Raw genomic sequence first — 18,100 nt, 5'->3', positions numbered from 1 at the left:
TTTTATAATAGCAAATTCAGGTATTTCTCACGAAATTTGCAATAAAATTAATTGTTTTTAATCTTAAACAGTTTTCTTTCAACTTTATTTTACCAATCTATTTATGGCACTCACAATATTTCCCGCAGACCAGAGAGGAACGGCCGACCACGGTTGGCTGAAAGCGAATTTTTCGTTCTCTTTTGGGAACTATTTCAATGCGGACAACACGCAATTTGGAATGCTGCGCGTATTGAACGACGACACTATCGCGCCCGGCGTCGGTTTTGGAACGCATCCGCATGACAATATGGAAATCATCACCATTCCGCTGGAAGGTGGCCTGAAACACAAGGACAGCATGGGAAATGAGGGCGTCATCGGATTTGGCGAAGTACAGGTGATGAGCGCAGGAAGCGGAGTACTTCATTCTGAAATGAATGCCAGTACCACGGAAATTGCGAAGACCTTGCAGCTTTGGGTTTTTACTGAAAAAGAGAATGTTGCTCCGCGTTACGACCAAAAATCGTTCGCGCTGGAAGACAACAAAAATAGATTATTGACGGTGGTTAGCCCCCACGACAAGCAAAGTGAAGGATCGCTTTGGGTGTATCAGCAAACCTGGTTTAGCCTTGGCATTTTTGAAGCCGGTCAGGAATTCAACTACGAACTACACCATCAAAACCACGGTGTTTATGCGTTCCTCATTGAAGGCGAAATCGAAATTGATGGCCAAAAGCTTCACAAACGCGATGCTGCCGGCATTACACAAACTGCTCATTTCAAAATAAAGACAAACTCGGAATCAAAAATATTATTGGTTGAAGTACCAATGTCATAAATTTAAAGCATCATGGAAATCAAGGACAATACTTTTTTAAGGCAGTTTGAGGCTTCTGATGACGGAAAGCTGATTTCTGTAGAGTACTCATTTCAGGAAAAAAAGATTTTCCTGACTAAGATTATTGCACCGGACAATTACGATCATGAGGAATTCATCAACGAATTTTTAAAGGCAATTTTGGAAAATGCCGCAGAACGTAAATTCAAAGTGGTACCTATTTTACCGAAGATCGCGGCGTTTTTCCGGAAGAACCCGATTTACAAGGAATTGCTTCCGCCGGGAATTAAAATTTAATATTTCAGCAGATGATATCGGAAGAGAATCGCCTTAACGTCATTGCTTTTTTTGAAAGCATCAGCAAATATTACGGCTGCGAAACCGAAATTACCGAAGGCCTCTACACCGACGACGGACACCTAAATGCCGACACAACCACCTGGAACCTTTCAGAATTCACGTTAATACGTTCAGCTTACCGAAACAACGGTGCACGATTGATGATGGAAGGTGAAAGAATGTATTACGAAATTTCAGCTGAAATTATTGTCGACTTCAAACAACCCGGAAGGAATACCTTTGAATTTATTGAGCAATATGGTGTGAATGTTTTCCGGATTACGAAGATCAGGTTTCATTATAAGTATTAGTCAAAGGTCGAAAGTCGAAGGTCGAAAGTCGAAAGTCAAAAGTCGAAAGTCAAAAGTCAAAAGTCGAAAGTCGAAAGTCAAAAGCCGAAAGTCGAAACACCTGACATGCTTTAAAAAATTTGCTGCTGCGCTTTTGACTTTTGAATTTCGGCTTTTGACTCGGAAAACGCCATCCTCACACTGCCATCCTCATCAATTTTCGTCAAAGTAATGTCGTGTAAAGTATTCACCAATTCCGGATTCCACGGCGTTTTCACCTTAACATAATTTTCAGTAAAGCCATGGATGTAGCCCTCCTTGTTTTCACTTTCGAATAAAACCGTTCTTGAAGTCCCAAGCTGACTTTCATAAAAAGCACGGCGTTTTTTTACTGACAATCCGCGAAGCATTTTACTCCTTTTCGCACGCACATTTGCAGGAACGACGCCTTCCATCAAAGCGGCTTCCGTATTGTCCCTTTCGGAATAGGTAAAGACGTGCAAATAGGAAATATCGAGGTCATTTAAGAAATGGTAGGTCTCCAGGAAATGTTCGTCTGTTTCTCCGGGAAAACCGACAATCACATCGACGCCAATGCACGCATGCGGCATCACTTCACGGATCTTATCCACCCGCTCCGTATACACCTCACGCAAATAACGGCGCTTCATTTTCTTGAGAATATCGTTGCTTCCGGATTGCAGCGGAATGTGAAAATGCGGCACAAAAGTGCGGCTTTTGGACACAAATTCGATCGTTTCGTTTTTGAGTAGATTCGGTTCAATAGACGAAATACGCAACCTTTCAATGCCTTCCACTTGATCCAAAGCCTGCACGAGTTCCAGAAAAGTATGCTCGTGCTTTTTATTCCCAAATTCACCTTTGCCGTAATCGCCGATATTGACACCGGTCAATACAATTTCCTTTATATTCTGTTCCGAAATCTCTTTCGCGTTTTTGAGGACATTTTCCAACGCATCGCTGCGCGAAATGCCACGCGCCAGCGGAATCGTACAATACGTACATTTATAATCACAGCCATCCTGTACTTTTAGGAATGCACGGGTACGGTCACCGATGGAGTAACTGCCCACGTAAAAATCGGCTTCAGCAATTTCGCACGAATGCACTTCGCCCATGTCATTCTTGGACAAATCGTTGATGTAATCGGTGATCTTAAACTTTTCAGTCGCGCCCAAAACGAGATCCACACCATCGACCGCGGCCAATTCTTCAGGCTTCAATTGCGCATAACAACCCACCGCCGCGACAAACGCTTTGTCGTTCAGTTTCATGGCTTTCTTCACATATTGCTTGAACTGCTTGTCCGCATTTTCCGTGACCGAGCAGGTATTGATCACATAAATATCGGCCACTTCCTCAAAATCCACGCGCTCGAAACCTTCTTCCTGAAAGTTACGGGCAATGGTCGACGTCTCTGAAAAATTCAGTTTACAGCCTAAAGTATAAAAAGCAACTTTTTTCTTTTCCATATGATATTTTTGGCGTGTCCCTTCGGGTCGGGCTGTCCGCTGCAATCCTTTTTGTTTGGAAAAAGCCCCTCGACTGCGCTCAGGGTGACAAACAAAAAAGGATTTCCGCTTCCATCCCTCACGCGGTACCTGCAAAAATTGATACTTTGCAGTCTGATTTTACTATATTTACAACGCGCTAAAAAGCCTGCAAATTTACACACAAATATCGGTTTAATGAAATTTATAATCCGCTACATATCAATATTTTGTATAGCGTTCGCGCTTTTTGCCTGCAGCAAAGCCGACAATTCTAAAAAAGACAAATTGGTTTTCCGCTACAACGAAATTGCAACCATAAGCTCGCTCGATCCCGCATTCTCTAAAAACCAGGCGATGATCTGGCCCTGTAACCAGCTTTACAATGGGCTGGTTCAACTCGACGACAGCCTGCACATTCAACCAGATATTGCAAAATCATGGACCATTTCTCCCGATGGCAGGACGTATACGTTTACATTACGCAATGATGTTTATTTCCACAAAGACGCCGTATTTGGTAAAGATTCCACACGCACCGTCAACGCCGCCGACTTCGAATACAGCCTGAAGCGCCTCACCGACGAAAAAGTGGCCTCACCCGGAAGCTGGATCATGCAAAATGTGGAAAGCCTGAAAACGGTAAGTGATTCCGTGTTTAAAATCAAACTGACCAAGGCATTTCCAGCTTTCCTGGGCCTTCTGGCAATGAAATATGCTTCGGTAGTACCAAAAGAAGCTGTAGATTTTTATGGTGGAGATTTTCGTTCACATCCTGTCGGTACTGGTCCGTTTCGTTTTAAACTCTGGGAAGAAAACGTAAAATTGGTATTGCGCAAAAACCCCATTTATTTTGAAAAAGACGAAAATGGGGTACGCCTCCCCTACCTGGAAGCGGTTGCCATCACATTCCTTCCCGACCGGCAAAGCGGTTTCTTACAGTTTGTCCAGGGCAACATCGACTTTACTTCAGGCCTCGATCCTTCATATACGAACGAAATCCTAACCCAAAAAGGCCAGCTACAATCCAAATACACAGACAAAGTAAACCTTGTTACAAGCCCTTACCTTAATACAGAATACCTTGGTTTTCGCATGGATGGCACAGACAAGGCGGTACTGGACAAGCGCATACGCCAGGCACTGAACTACGGTTTTGACCGCAGCAAGATGATTTTGTACCTGCGAAATAATATGGGGATTCCAGCAGTAAATGGCATGATTCCGGCTGGCCTGCCCGGATTTAACAACATTAAAGGCTACGACTACAATCCAGAGAAAGCGCGGCAGTTAATTGCAGCATATCAGAAAGCAACCGGCGATCAAAATCCGAAAGTAACATTGAGCACGAATGCCTCTTACATCGACATTGGAGAATTTTTGCAGAAAGAATGGCAGAAAATTGGCCTGGATGTACAGGTTGATGTAAGTCCGCCTTCCACGCTAAGAACTGCAATTTCCACAGGAAAAGTTTCGTTTTTCCGTGCGAGCTGGATTGCCGATTATCCTGATGCTGAGAATTATCTATCGCTTTTTTACAGCAAGAATTTCGCACCGGAAGGACCCAATTACACCCATTTCAAAAACGATGAATTTGACCGCCTTTACGAATTGGCATCAAAGGAAACGGACAATGAGAAACGATACGCGCTTTACGCCAAAATGGATAAACTGGTAATCGATGAAGCACCTGTAATTCCGTTGTTTTATGATAAGGTGGCCCGTTTTACATTGAAGAATGTCCAAGGGCTTGGCATCAATCCGTTAAATCTGGTCAGCCTCAAAAGGGTAAAAAAGGCTTAAACATTACAAATCACTTTCATCGTTGCCAATTTTAAGGATCTCGTCTTCAGGAATCACATATTCACGTTGCCATTTTTTACGCAACAAATAATACACGAGCACACAGGCACCAATTCCAAAGGGAAGCGCTACGATTGACATCAATATGGTATTATCCCAATCGATATCCAATCCAAAAAACGCATCCATCAGTCCTAAAATCACTCCGGCGACGGCCGTACCGGCATAGTAGATCACAATCCCGAGAATGGCATACAACCATTTGTTCTGCCTGAATTCTTCCGCCAGTTTATAAAAATATTTCCCGATGAAAATGATAAATAATATTCCAAGCATAGTTTTCTATTTTAGTCGTTCCTGTATTTCTTAGTTTCTTCGAAAATGTGTTCCAGGATGCGTGCCTCCTTTTCATCAAATTCAACATTGCGGCGTGACATTACAATTTTAGCAGTTTCAAACGCTTTTTTTGTAATATAAGTCGTAAATCCGGCCGCACCACCCCAGGAGAAACTCGGCACAAAATTGCGTGGGAAACCGCTCCCAAAGATATTCGTACTCACACCCACGACGGTTCCGGTGTTAAACATCGTATTGATCCCGGATTTGCTGTGGTCACCCATCATCAATCCGCAAAACTGCAGCCCTGTTTTCGCAAAACTTTCTGTTTCATAACTCCACAATTTCACTTCTTCGTAGTTGTTCTTCAGGTTTGAATTGTTCGTGTCCGCACCCAGATTACACCATTCACCTAAAACTGAATTTCCAAGAAATCCGTCATGCCCCTTATTCGAATAGCCAAACAGCACTGAGTTGCTCACTTCACCCCCAATCCTAGAATGCGGCCCGACAGTGGTAGCACCATAAACTTTTGCGCCCATTTTCACCTGTCCTCCTTCGCAAAGGGCAAATGGCCCGCGAATAATCGAGCCTTCCATGATTTCAGTATTTTTCCCGATGTAGATTGGTCCGGTAGCGGCATTTAACGTCACAAACTCGAGTTTGGCACCTTCTTCAATAAAAATATTCTCAGCACCAAGTACATTGACGCTTTGCGGAATCGGCTGCGATTTCCTGTCCTCAGTGATCAAATCGAAATCCTCGCGTAACGCCGCATCATTTTTAGCAAAAATATCCCAGGTATGTGCTATGGAGAGACAGTCGTCGTTGAATTCAATAATCTCATAAGCATCAAAATCGACTTCTTCCTGCGTATCTTCTGTAAAAAAAGCGATCACTTCTTCTCCTTTGAAAATAGCCTGTCTGGGCTCGAGGCTTTTTACCATTTCAGATAAAATATCATTTGGCAGGAACGAAGCATTGATCATCACGTTCTCTTCCATCTCGACCATTGGGAATTTTTCAGACAAGTACTCTTCAGTCAGCGTAGTGGTCGTTGACCCAAGACATTTCTCCCATTTCTCACGGATGGTAAGGATTCCGATACGGATATCGGCAACGGGTCTTGTAAATGTGAACGGCAATAATGCGTCGCGGACGGTGCCGTCAAAAAGGATATAGTTCATCAATAAAAGTTTCAAAGTTTCAAAGTACCAAAGTAGCAAAGTTTTCCGGGAGGTAAAAATAAAAAGCGTTGTTCTACATTATCAAAATGTTTAATCCATCATACGATACCAAAACTTTAACAAAATGTACGTATTTACCGTAATGAAAAACCATTACTTTTCCGTAGGGATAACAGTTTCCCCTTCCCTGAAGGCAAAATACAATTTCCCTAAACATGGCGTTACGGAAAAACCATACTTTTTCTTAATTTTTAGCCGAAATTTATTTCACGAACTATTTCAGTTCAGTACTAAATAAAAAAAGCCCTCCAAACGGAAGGCTTTACTTTATCTTGAAACACGTAAAAATTATTTAATGTGTTTAGCGTATTTGGTTTTGAACTTGTCAATACGTCCTGCCGTATCGATCAATTTAGATTTACCAGTATAAAAAGGGTGAGATGTTCTCGAGATCTCCATTTTCACAACCGGATATTCAACGCCTTCGTGAGTAATGGTTTCTTTAGTGTCTGCCGTCGACTTTGTGATAAAAACTTCGTCATTTGACATGTCTTTAAAAGCGACTAATCTGTAATTTTCCGGGTGGATTCCTTTTTTCATGGTAAATTATTTTTCTTTGATGACCGTCTTTTGTTTTGAAGCTTTCGTGAAATGAAAGGTATAAACGCCGTACTGCCTTTTTGTTTACTTTGTTATTTTAAGCCTGCAAATTTACAATTATTTTTTAATAAACAAACACTTGCCTTTATTTTTTCAAATAATATGCACTGCGTATTTTTTCGTCAGGCGCATCGGAATTATTATATTTGCAGATTAAAACCAAACAACACGCATGAGCGACATCGTAAAAAAAACAGGCCTGCAGCTTGGAATCGTATTGGGAACTGTATTGATAGTAGTGTCTGCTTACATTTATTTTGTTGACTTAAAACTCTTTACAGACGTCTGGATCGGAATGGCAACCGCACTGGGCATGGTGGTTTTCGGATGCATCGCTGCACTGATTTCGCGTAAAAAACTCGGAGGCTACATTACTTTCCGGGAATCATTTTCTACTTATTTCATTACGATTCTCATCGGCCGCGTCATGGTTTGTTTGTTTTCGGTCATCGTCTCGTCGTTTGTATTGACTCCAGAAACAAAAGTTTCGTTAAAGCAACAGATGTATGATTTCAACGTCAAACTGATGAATCAGAATCTGGCACCAAAAGAAGAAACTGAAAAAATGGTCAAATCCTGGCCGCAATACGATCCTTTCACCCCTTCAGAAATTATCACCCCGGCAGTTAAATATTTGTTGCGCGATTGCCTGATTGGATTTTTGGCAGCATTAGTAATCAGAAATAAAAGAGCTTTAATTTAATGAATCTATCGATCGTAATACCCCTGCTAAACGAGGAAGAATCGCTGCTGGAGCTCCATTACTGGATCGTTTCAGTGATGAAAACACACCAATTTTCCTATGAAATTGTTTTTATTGATGACGGAAGCACAGATCGTTCCTGGGAAATCATTGAGAAACTATCTGAGGAAAATCCGGAAGTGAAAGGCATCCGCTTCCTGACAAATTTCGGAAAGTCACAGGCACTACACGCAGGTTTTGCAAAAGCAGCAGGCGACGTAATCATCACAATGGACGCCGACTTGCAGGACAATCCGGAGGAAATCCCGGAACTATATGACATGATCGTAAACCAGAAGTTTGACCTCGTATCAGGCTGGAAAAAGAAAAGATATGACTCGGTGGTTTCTAAAAACCTACCCTCGAAATTATTCAACTGGGCGGCGAGGAAAACATCAGGCGTACAGTTGAATGATTTCAATTGCGGACTGAAAGCCTACAAAAACGTCGTCGTAAAAAATATAGAGGTTTCAGGCGAAATGCACCGCTACATTCCCGTTTTGGCAAAAAATGCCGGCTTTAAAAAAATCGGCGAAAAAGTAGTAAAGCACCAGGCACGGAAATATGGCGAAACGAAATTCGGGATGGACCGTTTTGTAAACGGATTCCTGGATTTGATTACAATCTGGTTCTTATCGCGTTTTGGAAAAAGACCGATGCACCTTTTCGGCGCATTGGGTTCGTTGATGTTTATCATCGGTTTTTTTGCCGCAGGATTTATCGGAATCAACAAACTGATTCGTTTATACAATCACAAACCAACGGTGCTAGTGACGGAAAATCCGTGGTTTTATATTGCATTGGCGACGATGATTATCGGGACGCAATTGTTCCTGGCAGGATTTTTGGGTGAAATTATCCTGCGAACAAAAAGCAATGAAGGACGATACAAAATATCTGAGGAAGTTAATTTTTAAACATGCAATTAGAAATTATCCAAAATAAGATTTTCGACATCAGAGGTCAGAAAGTGATGCTCGATTTTGATTTGGCGGTATTGTATCAAACCGAGACACGTGTATTAAAACAGGCGGTACGCAGAAATTTGGGTCGTTTTCCGTCCGATTTTATGTTTGTGTTATCTGAAATTGAAATCAATCACCTGGTGTCACAATCTGTGATACCATCAAAAAGTTTATTAGGCGGTGCGCAACCTTTTGCCTTTACAGAGCAAGGCGTTGCAATGCTTTCCAGTGTTTTGAACAGCGAAAAGGCAATTGAAATCAATATTTCCATCATACGGGCATTTATAACAATCCGGCAATTTTCATTAACTTACGGGGAGTTAAAACTGAGAATTGAGGAAATCGAAAAACAATTTCCCGACATTTACAAAGCGCTTAACTATCTTGTCGATAAAGATTCTAAAGATAAAAGCGAAAGAACGAAAATCGGATATAAAAAGTAAAATAAAGCGCAATAAATAACTGGTACGAAGTAAGCCTAGCCCTCCTCCCCACGTTTCGAGAGATCCGGTATCCTTACTACAGTCCCGAAACTTCGGAACGAAAGCAAGATAAAAGCGAAACCGGGACACGAGCAAAGCGAATTGGCGAAGCAAACAGCTCCTAAAAATAAGCACACCATGGACAAACAACAGATTTTTAACAAGGCCAACGAGTGGCTGACATCGGTTTTCGACAAGGCAACGCAGGAAACCATTAAGAAAATGATGACCGATTCTCCTAAAGAACTCGAAGAAAGTTTTTATAAAAACCTCGAATTCGGGACCGGCGGAATGCGCGGCGTGATGGGTGTGGGTACAAACCGCATCAACAAATACACGCTTGGAAAAAACACACAGGGACTCTCGGATTACATGCACCGCGCATTTCCCGGAAAAGACCTCAGCGTGGCAATCGCGTATGACTGCCGCCACAACAGCGATACGCTCGCAAAAACCGTTGCCGATGTGTTTTCTGCCAATGGAATCAAAGTGTATCTTTTCTCTGAATTAAGGCCGACACCAGAATTGTCTTTTGCACTGAAATACCTGAAATGCCAGGCGGGAATTGTATTGACGGCTTCGCACAATCCGCCGGAATACAATGGCTACAAAGTCTATTGGGAAGATGGCGGACAGCTCGTACCACCGCAGGATGGTGAAATCATTAAAGTGATTGAAGCGACGGAATACAGTGCGATAAAATTTGAAGCCAATAGCGATTTAATCGAATATATCGGTCATGACGTTGACGAGGCTTTTAAAAAATCGTCAATTGAAAATGCCAGTTTTAATACGCCTCAAAGTGCCAAAGACGCATTGCAAATCGTGTTTACTTCTCTGCATGGTACTTCGATTACCGCGGTTCCGGGTGTTTTGGAACAGGCGGGTTACAAAAATGTGCATATCGTACCTGAACAGGCCGTTCCCAATGGTGATTTCCCCACTGTAAAATCGCCAAATCCTGAGGAGCCTGAAGCCTTGACAATGGCATTGGCATTGGCAGATAAACTGAATGCCGATATCGTTGTGGGAACTGATCCTGATTGTGACCGCTTGGGCGTTGCCGTCCGCGATAACGACGGTAAAATGATCTTGCTGAATGGCAACCAGACCATGGTGCTGATGACGCACTTCCTTTTGGAACAGTGGCGTAAGGCCGGAAAGATAAACGGTAAACAATTTGTGGGATCGACAATTGTCTCTACTCCAATGATGATGGAACTCGCGACAGCGTATGGGGTGGAGTGTAAAGTCGGGTTAACCGGTTTTAAATGGATTGCAAAGATGATCAAGGATTTTCCTGAACTGCAGTTTATCGGCGGCGGCGAGGAAAGTTTCGGATTTATGGTCGGCGATGCGGTTCGCGATAAGGATGCTGTTGCGGCCACTTTGTTGGTATGCGAAATTGCTGCATTGGCCAAAGCCAAAGGCAGTTCCGTTTACAATGAATTGCTCCAGATGTATGTTGACTTTGGATTTTTTAAGGAATATCTCGTGTCACTGACCAAAAAAGGCATTGAAGGTTTGGCCGAAATCAACCAAATGATGGTGGATTTGCGCGAAAACCCAATCAAGGAGCTCAACGGCGAGCGCGTGATTGTCGTAGAAGATTACAAAACATCAGTTGCGAAAAACCTGTTGACCGGTGAGGAAACAACGATGGACATTCCCAAATCCGACGTGTTGATTTATTATACCGAAGATGGCGCTAAAATTGCAGCCAGACCGTCCGGGACAGAACCGAAAATTAAGTTTTATATCAGCGTCAATGCTGAAATTTCCAATGTTGGCGAATTCGCGGAAGCGGAACTACAACTTGATTCCAAAATAAAACATATCATTTCCGACTTAGGAATACAATAGATGGACGAGAATATAAAAAAGATTATCCCTTTTGCGAAGAAGTATAAAACGCATGTGGTATGGAATGTCGTCCATAATATTTTATATGCGCTTTTCGGGACCATCGGCATGGTGATGATTTTTCCCGTGTTGAAAGTGCTGTTTGGCAATGAGAAGAAAGTGACTGAGCTGCCGCACTATAACGGTTTACTTCATATTGATACGTATCTCAACGACACGCTTTTCTATTATGTGAAATATTTTTCCGATTCCTATGGCCCTAATTATGCGCTGTTACTGACGGTTTCGTTGGTGGTGATTACATTTCTTTTTAAAAACCTGTTCGGCTATCTGGGATTGCAACACCTGACAAAAGTCAAAACCGGCGTACTGCGTGATCTGCGGGAAAAAATGTTTAGAAAAATCATCGAACTTCCGGTGCCTTACTATTCTGAGAAGCGGAAAGGCGACGTGATGGCACGCATGCTCGGCGACGTAAATGAAGTGCAAAACTCGTTTTTTATGGTTTTGGAATTGATTGTAAAAGAACCCTTGACCATCCTTTTCTCGTTGATTGCGATGATTAACATCAGCTGGAAACTAACATTGTTTGTTTTTATATTCATCCCGGTTTCCGGTTTTATTATTTCCAGGATTGGAAAATCGTTAAAAGGCAAATCAATTAAGGCACAACAGGAGAACGGCTACCTGATTTCGGTCGTTGAAGAAACACTTTCCGGCCTGAAAGTCGTAAAAGGCTATAATGCTGAAAATCATTTCAGGAACACCTTTAACGATTCTATCAACCGCTTGTACAAGCTCACGAACAGCATTGGAAAGAAGAACAATCTGGCTTCACCGATGTCGGAATTCCTGGGGATCATCGTCATTTCCATACTATTGTTTTACGGTGGCAACCTGGTTTTGGTTGATAAGTCGCTGGACGGCGAATTGTTTATCGCTTACATTGCCCTGGCATACAACATCCTGACGCCCGCAAAATCGATATCCAAAGCTTCCTATCAGGTCAAAAATGGCTTGGCCGCTGCCGAAAGGGTCTTCGAAGTTCTGGAAGTGGAAAATACGATTACCGACAAGCCCGACGCGCATGACCTACAGCATTTCGAGAACGAAATCATATTGAAAAATATTGATTTTTCTTATGGAAAAGATGCCGTCCTCAAGGATTTTTCACTCTCCATTCCGAAAGGAAAAACCGTGGCGCTGGTAGGACAATCCGGAAGTGGCAAAAGCACGATTGCAAACCTGTTGACCCGTTTTTATGATGTCAATAGTGGCGCAATCCTAATCGACGGCCACAACATCAAGGATGTCACAATGCAGTCACTACGCAACCTGACCGGTCTTGTAACCCAGGACAGCATCATGTTTAACGGGACAATCAGGGACAATATCCGCCTTGGCAACCTTGAGGCTACGGATGATGATGTCATCAACGCGCTGAAAGTTGCCAATGCCTATGAATTCGTGGCCGACTTACCGGACGGAATTTACACCAATATCGGCGACAGCGGAAACAAACTTTCAGGTGGACAAAAACAAAGGCTTAGCATTGCACGTGCCGTTTTGAAAAACCCGCCAATTATGATCCTGGACGAAGCGACGTCAGCATTGGATACAGAAAGCGAAAAATTTGTGCAGGTCGCTTTGGAAAATATGATGCAAAACCGAACTTCCATTGTCATTGCACACCGGTTGTCAACCATCCAGAAGGCAGACGTGATTGTTGTGATGCAAAAAGGAAAAATCGTCGAAATGGGCAAGCACGAAGAATTGCTCGTATACAACGGCATTTATAAAAAGCTGGTCGAAATGCAGAGTTTTGAATCTTAAAGAATGATGAAAATAGGAGATTTCAGAATGCTACCTTATAACTTCCTAAATTTCCCAAAAGCCTTTTAAATGTACATCAACGACAACAACATCAAGCTCCCAAACAATCCTGATACGATAGTATGGAAGTACCTTGATTTGTCTAAATTCGTCGATCTGTTGCTGTATCAGAAACTTTTCATGTCGCGCTCCGATAAATTCGAAGACCAGTACGAAGGCACTTTCAGCGAACCCACCTTTGAGGAAATCCGCAAGCTTTCCGTCGATAACCCTGAATTTCTCGATTATTATAAAATCCACCGTCAGCAGGTCGTGATAAGCAGTTGGCATATCAACGAATACGAGTCTTTTGCCATGTGGCAGATCTTTACGCAAAAAAGTGAAGGGCTCGCTATTCAATCGACTTTAGGAAGATTACAGCAATCACTTTTAGCGGATAAGGAGTACGAACAGCATATTGGCGAGGTCAATTATATCGACTATAAAAAGGAGTATATCCCCTTTGACAATACGTTTTTTCCCTTCCTGTTCAAACGGAAAAGTTTTCAATACGAACGTGAAATCCGGATTATATCCGACATGACGCCTTACAATATGAAAATCGACAACGGCGTCAAGATTGATGTTGACCTCACCACATTAATCGAAAAAATCTACATCCATCCAAAATCAGAAAACTGGTATAAAAACCTCGTCATCCAATTGGTGAAGCGCCTTGGCTTCCATTTTGATATTGAAAAATCAGACCTCGAAAGCGACATCCTGATCTAGCTGTTTTCCTATAAATTTTTCTCAAAATAAACTGCCGAATCGCTTTTCGGTACGCTAAGTTTTTTCTACATTTGCGTACTATTCTTAAACAGTCTAAATAAAGATGAAGAACAATTATTTGTTTTTAATGCTCTTTGCATTCGCCGCCAATGCGCAAACCCAACAGGAAGTCGACCGTGAAAAACTAAAACAGGAAATCAAAAAAGAACTTAAAGAAGAGCTGAAGGCTGAAGTTAAGAAAGAAATTGCAAATGAAAACATCTCCGTTTTCAATTGGGGAAAATTTGACCTGAACGCGTACGGCATTGTGAACTACTACAACTACGATTACGACACTGACATCAACCTTAAAGACAAACTCGATGCCGAGCGGCTCAATTTATACCTCGGATACCAATACAACAAATGGGTTCGTTTCCAGTCAGAAATTGAATTTGAGCACAACGGCGCAGGGATCACAATGGAACTCGACACCCAGGAAGAATTTGGGGAATATGAAGCCGAAGTGGAAGCCGGTGGCGAAGTACGCGTAGAGCAGGCTTTCATCGAATTCGGGGTTACACCCACTTTTACCGTCCGCGCAGGAAAACTGAAAATTTACTTCGGGCTTGCGCAAAGCCTCGATGACCCGGACGACTATTTTACCACCCACCGCCCTGAAATGGAAAACGAAATCCTGCCACTAGGCTGGTATGAAAGCGGTATTGAGCTCAACGGTACTTTCCTGAAAAATAAATTTGAATACCGATTTGCGGTAACCAGCGGACTCGACGCCTCCGGTTTCAGTTCCAGAGGCTGGATAAAAGGCGGTTACCAGAAGCGCTTTGAAACGTCCAACGCCGAATCATTTGCCTACATGGCCCGTCTGGATTACAAATTTGGGAAAAGTGGTAAAAACTACATTGGCGTTGCAGGCTACGTGAATGACGCTGCCGCAAACCGCCCGAAAAACGATATGAACGAAACAGCATACGTAAAAATCGCCGAGGCGCACATTACCTATGACCAGAATTACCTTAGATTCAACTCCATTTTTCTTTTTGGAGACCTTGAAAATTCGGATATCGTATCCAGGAAAAATGCGAGTATTTCCAATAATCTTGGCGTAAAACGAACACCCGTTGGTAAAAATGCGCTGGGTTTTTCAGTAGAAGCGGGCTATGACCTAAAACACTTTTGGGAACCAAGAACCAGAAGCTATATTTATCCGTTCCTGCGTTACGACTATTATGATACCATGCGCAATGTCGAAGGAAATGTCGTGGACAATCCGCGTTGGGAAAGGAGCTCCATCACTGGCGGTATCAATTGGTACGTAATACCACAGGTGATCGTAAAGGCCCAATATTCAAACCGCAGGCTCGGATCACAGAACGTGAATCCATCAACATTGGCCTTCACCGGTGAACGACAAAAAGAAAACACCTTTTCAACAGGAATATCGTACGTATTTTAATCACAAATCATTTTTATCATGAGAAAAAGAATTTTCAGTTTAGGGATACTCACCATCGCAGCGCTGTCGTTTGTAAACTGCAGCAACAATGAAGCCACCGAAACGACCAATCCAAATGCCGCATTGTTCGACGAAGTACTTACAAACATTTCTAATAATGTGATTGTAGAAACCTACGGCGAACTAAACGCAAAAGCTACTGCGCTGAGGAACGCAATCAATTCACTGACTTATCCGATAACAGAGCAACAACTTAACGAGGTGAAACTCGCCTGGCAGGCCACCCGTTCTCCATGGGAACAATCTGAGAGCTTCCTTTATGGACCGGTCGGTATTGAAGAGGTGGTTGATCCCGCGATCGATTCATGGCCCGTTGATGTGGCAGCGATCGAAGTTATTAAAACCAACGGCGCGCCCATTACAGCCACTTCCCTCGCCACCAATGATGATGCCCGTGGTTTTCACACGATTGAATATTTCATCTGGGGCATCGACAGCAATAAAACTGCCGCAGACCTCACCGCGCGCGAAATTGAATTCCTAAAAGCGGCCGCCACCGACCTACAGCAAAATACACAAAAACTATATGATGCCTGGAGATCCGGCGGTGGTAATTATTCCATCAATTTTACTGACGCAGGCGGTACCGCAAGTGTCTACCCTTCACAAAAAGCAGCTTTGGATGAAATTTCACAAGGATTGACCGGCATTGCTGCCGAAGTGGCTACGGGTAAAATTGAGGAGCCCTTAAACGGAAATGCAGGCGCTGAAAAACCGGAAGCCGAAGAATCCCGTTTCAGCAACAACTCGAAACTTGATTTTGCAAACAACATGCGAAGCATCCAAAACATTTACCTCGGCGACTTTAATGGGGCTTCCGGAAAAGGACTGACCGATATCGTAGCATTGTCAAACCCAACACTTGATGCGAGTATCAAAACAAAAATCGCTGATGCCATTGCCGCCATTGAAGCGATTCCGGGCACATTTACAAACGCCATCAGCAACAACCGCAATGCCGTACAAAATGCCCAGATCAAAGTAAATGAACTCAAAGCATTGCTGGAAAGCCAATTGCAGCCATTTATCACCAACTTGTAATTATTCTCCCCGAAAATAAAAACAAAATGATTCGAAAACTGTATTTATTGCCGTTATTATTGATCACGATGTACTCCTGCACCGGAAATGATGATTCAGAATATGAAAACATCAACCTTGAAGAACGTGTCGATGCCGGAGGTGAAACTACCATCTACTCCACCACAACAAATGCGTACAGCAGTCCGGCACCCAACCTGACCGGTGCTGAATATGACAATCATTTTGAGGGTGACCTGCTCTTCGAAGCCACATTCGTTACCGCTCCCGCGACCGTCAATCCGGGTTTGGGATCGATTTACAACAACTCGGCATGCATCAATTGCCACCCGCGTGACGGACGCGCAAAACACCCCACAGACGTCAATTCTGCGAATGGATTGCTTGTCCGTGCCAGCATTTTCGGTACGGATGAACACGGCGGACCAGTCGCTGTTCCAGGCTTTGGGCTGCAGATCCAAAACCGTGCCATCAGCGGATATGCGCCCGAAGCGGCCTACACCGTAAGCTATACGACGCACACCGAGACTTTTGCCGACGGTACAACCGTTGTTTTACGCAAACCGACCATCGCGCTTTCCAATCCCTATACCAGCCTTCCCGGCGGCGTGATGCTCTCCACACGCCTGGGAACGCCCATTTTCGGGCTGGGCCTGCTCGAGGAAATTCCGGAAACCAATATCCTTGCCCAACAGGACCTCAGCGATGCGGACGGTGATGGGATTTCAGGCAAAGCCAATTATGTGTGGAACCCATTTACACTGCGGACAGAACTTGGCCGCTTTGGATGGAAAGCGAATACCGCGAGCATTATTGTACAATGTGCCAGCGCTTATGTGGAAGATATGGGCATCACAAACCCCATTTTTACACTCGAAACCGGACACGGACAAACCAACGGCGGCATTCCCGGACTGGAACCGGAAGTCACCATGGAAACATTGGAAAAAATCGCATTGTACTGTAAAACGCTTGGTGTTCCCGCTGCAAGAAATACCGACAAACCCAGCGTGAAACGCGGCGCCAGGCTGTTTGAACAACTAGAATGTGCGAAATGCCATACCCCGAAACAGGTTACCGGAAACTCCTCGATCATTGCCTTGCGGAACCAGACATTCTATCCGTATACCGACCTGCTGGTGCATGACATGGGTGAAGGACTGGCCGACAACAGGCCTGATTTTATGGCCACCGGTACCGAATGGAAGACGCGTCCGCTATGGGGTATCGGACTGACGAACCTCGTGAATGGACACACTGATTTCCTTCACGATGGCCGTGCTAAAAATGTAGAAGAAGCCATCCTCTGGCATGGCGGCGAGGCAGAAAAATCGAAAACCAAATACAAAAACCTCAACGCAACGCAGCGCAGCGAATTGCTTGAATTTATCAACTCGTTATAAAAGGAATCCGGTTTAGTCCGGATTTTTTTTTACCCTTTTCGCAGCGCTTCCAGCAGTACGGCTTTCTCTGTACGAAGCGTCTCGTTTTCCTTTTCAAGCGCCGCAATGCGCAACAACCGCTCGTCTTTATCCGGATAGGAGATGCTGTACGACGGATCAATCCGCGCCGCCATGTCCGCAAAGAAATTGTGCTTCAATCCATCGCATATTTCAGCGACAATATACACCTGCATCGAGTTGCGGTTCAACAAAGTATTCACTTCCCCATTCTTCCTGCCGATGCGCCTTCCCAATTCGCTCTTGGTGATGCGTTTGGACAAAATATACCTCCAGATCATATCCCCAATGTCGAAAGAGGGCATCTTTTTAACTGATTTTTTCATGCGTAAGCCCCATTTATGACGTTTATAATACCTAAAATTAGGTTGAAATATTCATTTTTGACGTTAAAGACTTCATAAATAACAACTTATACCCTATTAATGACGTTTTAAATACCTTAATTGAAGCTTTATACCTCTATTATAATATATTAAAC

The 18,100-nt window shown here is 43.4% G+C and carries 18 protein-coding genes; 13 read left to right on the top strand and 5 right to left on the bottom strand.

Going from position 1 to position 18,100, the window contains the following annotated elements; translation table 11 throughout:
• Positions 1-103: 103 nt before the first annotated feature.
• Genes CFE23_RS01565 through CFE23_RS01555 form a run of 3 tightly spaced genes read left to right on the top strand, consistent with a single transcriptional unit; the run spans position 104 to position 1,470 of the window.
• The gene (locus tag CFE23_RS01565) at positions 104-820 is read left to right on the top strand and encodes a pirin family protein (protein WP_291083019.1); all 717 of its coding nucleotides are present in this window, start codon (positions 104-106) and stop codon (positions 818-820) included.
• Positions 821-832: 12 nt separating this feature from the next.
• A complete protein-coding gene (locus CFE23_RS01560) occupies positions 833-1,117 on the top strand; it encodes an N-acetyltransferase (protein WP_291083016.1) in 285 nt (94 codons plus the stop codon).
• An 11-nt stretch (positions 1,118-1,128) separates the two neighbouring features.
• Positions 1,129-1,470, top strand: coding sequence for a hypothetical protein (locus CFE23_RS01555; RefSeq protein WP_291083014.1), 342 nt, complete (start codon positions 1,129-1,131; stop codon positions 1,468-1,470).
• Positions 1,471-1,580: 110 nt separating this feature from the next.
• On the opposite strand, the gene mtaB is transcribed toward CFE23_RS01555, so the two are convergent.
• Complete coding sequence (mtaB, locus tag CFE23_RS01550) at positions 1,581-2,942, bottom strand: tRNA (N(6)-L-threonylcarbamoyladenosine(37)-C(2))-methylthiotransferase MtaB (RefSeq protein ID WP_291083011.1); 1,362 nt, start codon at positions 2,940-2,942, stop codon at positions 1,581-1,583.
• Between the two features lie 216 nt (positions 2,943-3,158).
• On the opposite strand from mtaB, the gene CFE23_RS01545 reads away from it, so the two are divergent.
• Positions 3,159-4,763, top strand: a complete 1,605-nt coding sequence (locus tag CFE23_RS01545) for an ABC transporter substrate-binding protein (RefSeq protein WP_291083008.1) — start codon at positions 3,159-3,161, stop codon at positions 4,761-4,763.
• Between the two features lie 3 nt (positions 4,764-4,766).
• On the opposite strand, the gene CFE23_RS01540 is transcribed toward CFE23_RS01545, so the two are convergent.
• From CFE23_RS01540 to CFE23_RS01530, 3 genes are all read right to left on the bottom strand, one after another.
• Positions 4,767-5,099 carry a hypothetical protein gene (locus tag CFE23_RS01540; protein WP_291083005.1) on the bottom strand — a complete coding sequence of 111 codons (333 nt, stop codon included), beginning with the start codon at positions 5,097-5,099 and terminating at the stop codon, positions 4,767-4,769.
• Positions 5,100-5,110: 11 nt separating this feature from the next.
• Entirely contained in the window at positions 5,111-6,286 is a 1,176-nt protein-coding gene (locus CFE23_RS01535) for a GlmU family protein (protein ID WP_291083002.1), read from the bottom strand.
• Positions 6,287-6,634: 348 nt separating this feature from the next.
• Complete coding sequence (locus CFE23_RS01530; RefSeq protein ID WP_291082999.1) at positions 6,635-6,886, bottom strand: type B 50S ribosomal protein L31; 252 nt, start codon at positions 6,884-6,886, stop codon at positions 6,635-6,637.
• Positions 6,887-7,118: 232 nt separating this feature from the next.
• Here CFE23_RS01530 and CFE23_RS01525 point away from each other — a divergent pair, with 232 nt between their 5' ends.
• The 9 genes from CFE23_RS01525 (at position 7,119) to CFE23_RS01485 (ending at position 17,562) form a co-directional block, all read left to right on the top strand.
• Positions 7,119-7,649, top strand: a complete 531-nt coding sequence (locus tag CFE23_RS01525) for a DUF4199 domain-containing protein (protein WP_291082996.1) — start codon at positions 7,119-7,121, stop codon at positions 7,647-7,649.
• Complete coding sequence (locus CFE23_RS01520; protein WP_291082993.1) at positions 7,649-8,605, top strand: glycosyltransferase family 2 protein; 957 nt, start codon at positions 7,649-7,651, stop codon at positions 8,603-8,605. The genes CFE23_RS01525 and CFE23_RS01520 overlap by 1 nt, the downstream gene beginning before the upstream one ends.
• A gap of 2 nt (positions 8,606-8,607) precedes the next feature.
• Positions 8,608-9,096, top strand: coding sequence for an ORF6N domain-containing protein (locus tag CFE23_RS01515; RefSeq protein ID WP_291082990.1), 489 nt, complete (start codon positions 8,608-8,610; stop codon positions 9,094-9,096).
• Between the two features lie 177 nt (positions 9,097-9,273).
• The gene (locus CFE23_RS01510) at positions 9,274-10,998 is read left to right on the top strand and encodes a phospho-sugar mutase (RefSeq protein WP_291082987.1); all 1,725 of its coding nucleotides are present in this window, start codon (positions 9,274-9,276) and stop codon (positions 10,996-10,998) included.
• Positions 10,999-12,831, top strand: a complete 1,833-nt coding sequence (locus tag CFE23_RS01505) for an ABC transporter ATP-binding protein (RefSeq protein ID WP_291082984.1) — start codon at positions 10,999-11,001, stop codon at positions 12,829-12,831. It begins immediately after the preceding gene.
• 69 nt (positions 12,832-12,900) lie between these two features.
• Positions 12,901-13,602, top strand: a complete 702-nt coding sequence (locus CFE23_RS01500; protein WP_291082982.1) for a hypothetical protein — start codon at positions 12,901-12,903, stop codon at positions 13,600-13,602.
• Positions 13,603-13,705: 103 nt separating this feature from the next.
• Positions 13,706-15,058: an autotransporter outer membrane beta-barrel domain-containing protein gene (locus tag CFE23_RS01495; protein ID WP_291082979.1), complete on the top strand. Its 1,353-nt coding sequence runs from the start codon at positions 13,706-13,708 to the stop codon at positions 15,056-15,058.
• A gap of 18 nt (positions 15,059-15,076) precedes the next feature.
• The gene (locus tag CFE23_RS01490; protein ID WP_291082976.1) at positions 15,077-16,159 is read left to right on the top strand and encodes an imelysin family protein; all 1,083 of its coding nucleotides are present in this window, start codon (positions 15,077-15,079) and stop codon (positions 16,157-16,159) included.
• A gap of 26 nt (positions 16,160-16,185) precedes the next feature.
• Positions 16,186-17,562, top strand: a complete 1,377-nt coding sequence (locus CFE23_RS01485; RefSeq protein WP_291082973.1) for a di-heme oxidoredictase family protein — start codon at positions 16,186-16,188, stop codon at positions 17,560-17,562.
• 29 nt (positions 17,563-17,591) lie between these two features.
• Here the strand turns inward: CFE23_RS01485 and CFE23_RS01480 are convergent, their stop codons facing one another.
• Positions 17,592-17,945, bottom strand: coding sequence for a hypothetical protein (locus CFE23_RS01480; RefSeq protein WP_291082970.1), 354 nt, complete (start codon positions 17,943-17,945; stop codon positions 17,592-17,594).
• Positions 17,946-18,100: the final 155 nt, after the last annotated feature.

This window comes from Flavobacterium sp. BFFFF1 (assembly GCF_002256285.1).
Taxonomy (GTDB): Bacteria; Bacteroidota; Bacteroidia; order Flavobacteriales; family Flavobacteriaceae; genus Flavobacterium.
The sequence above is the reverse complement of the archived record's forward strand: the minus strand, read 5'-3'. Positions and strand labels throughout refer to the sequence as shown.

What these genes read in the sequence shown, in the direction of transcription:
- CFE23_RS01565 (WP_291083019.1), top strand. Translation starts at nt 104, where the DNA reads ATGGCACTCACAATATTTCCCGCAGACCAGAGAGGAACGGCCGACCAC.
- CFE23_RS01560 (WP_291083016.1), top strand. Translation starts at nt 833, where the DNA reads ATGGAAATCAAGGACAATACTTTTTTAAGGCAGTTTGAGGCTTCTGAT.
- CFE23_RS01555 (WP_291083014.1), top strand. Translation starts at nt 1,129, where the DNA reads ATGATATCGGAAGAGAATCGCCTTAACGTCATTGCTTTTTTTGAAAGC.
- mtaB (WP_291083011.1), bottom strand. Translation starts at nt 2,942, where the DNA reads ATGGAAAAGAAAAAAGTTGCTTTTTATACTTTAGGCTGTAAACTGAAT.
- CFE23_RS01545 (WP_291083008.1), top strand. Translation starts at nt 3,159, where the DNA reads ATGAAATTTATAATCCGCTACATATCAATATTTTGTATAGCGTTCGCG.
- CFE23_RS01540 (WP_291083005.1), bottom strand. Translation starts at nt 5,099, where the DNA reads ATGCTTGGAATATTATTTATCATTTTCATCGGGAAATATTTTTATAAA.
- CFE23_RS01535 (WP_291083002.1), bottom strand. Translation starts at nt 6,286, where the DNA reads ATGAACTATATCCTTTTTGACGGCACCGTCCGCGACGCATTATTGCCG.
- CFE23_RS01530 (WP_291082999.1), bottom strand. Translation starts at nt 6,886, where the DNA reads ATGAAAAAAGGAATCCACCCGGAAAATTACAGATTAGTCGCTTTTAAA.
- CFE23_RS01525 (WP_291082996.1), top strand. Translation starts at nt 7,119, where the DNA reads ATGAGCGACATCGTAAAAAAAACAGGCCTGCAGCTTGGAATCGTATTG.
- CFE23_RS01520 (WP_291082993.1), top strand. Translation starts at nt 7,649, where the DNA reads ATGAATCTATCGATCGTAATACCCCTGCTAAACGAGGAAGAATCGCTG.
- CFE23_RS01515 (WP_291082990.1), top strand. Translation starts at nt 8,608, where the DNA reads ATGCAATTAGAAATTATCCAAAATAAGATTTTCGACATCAGAGGTCAG.
- CFE23_RS01510 (WP_291082987.1), top strand. Translation starts at nt 9,274, where the DNA reads ATGGACAAACAACAGATTTTTAACAAGGCCAACGAGTGGCTGACATCG.
- CFE23_RS01505 (WP_291082984.1), top strand. Translation starts at nt 10,999, where the DNA reads ATGGACGAGAATATAAAAAAGATTATCCCTTTTGCGAAGAAGTATAAA.
- CFE23_RS01500 (WP_291082982.1), top strand. Translation starts at nt 12,901, where the DNA reads ATGTACATCAACGACAACAACATCAAGCTCCCAAACAATCCTGATACG.
- CFE23_RS01495 (WP_291082979.1), top strand. Translation starts at nt 13,706, where the DNA reads ATGAAGAACAATTATTTGTTTTTAATGCTCTTTGCATTCGCCGCCAAT.
- CFE23_RS01490 (WP_291082976.1), top strand. Translation starts at nt 15,077, where the DNA reads ATGAGAAAAAGAATTTTCAGTTTAGGGATACTCACCATCGCAGCGCTG.
- CFE23_RS01485 (WP_291082973.1), top strand. Translation starts at nt 16,186, where the DNA reads ATGATTCGAAAACTGTATTTATTGCCGTTATTATTGATCACGATGTAC.
- CFE23_RS01480 (WP_291082970.1), bottom strand. Translation starts at nt 17,945, where the DNA reads ATGAAAAAATCAGTTAAAAAGATGCCCTCTTTCGACATTGGGGATATG.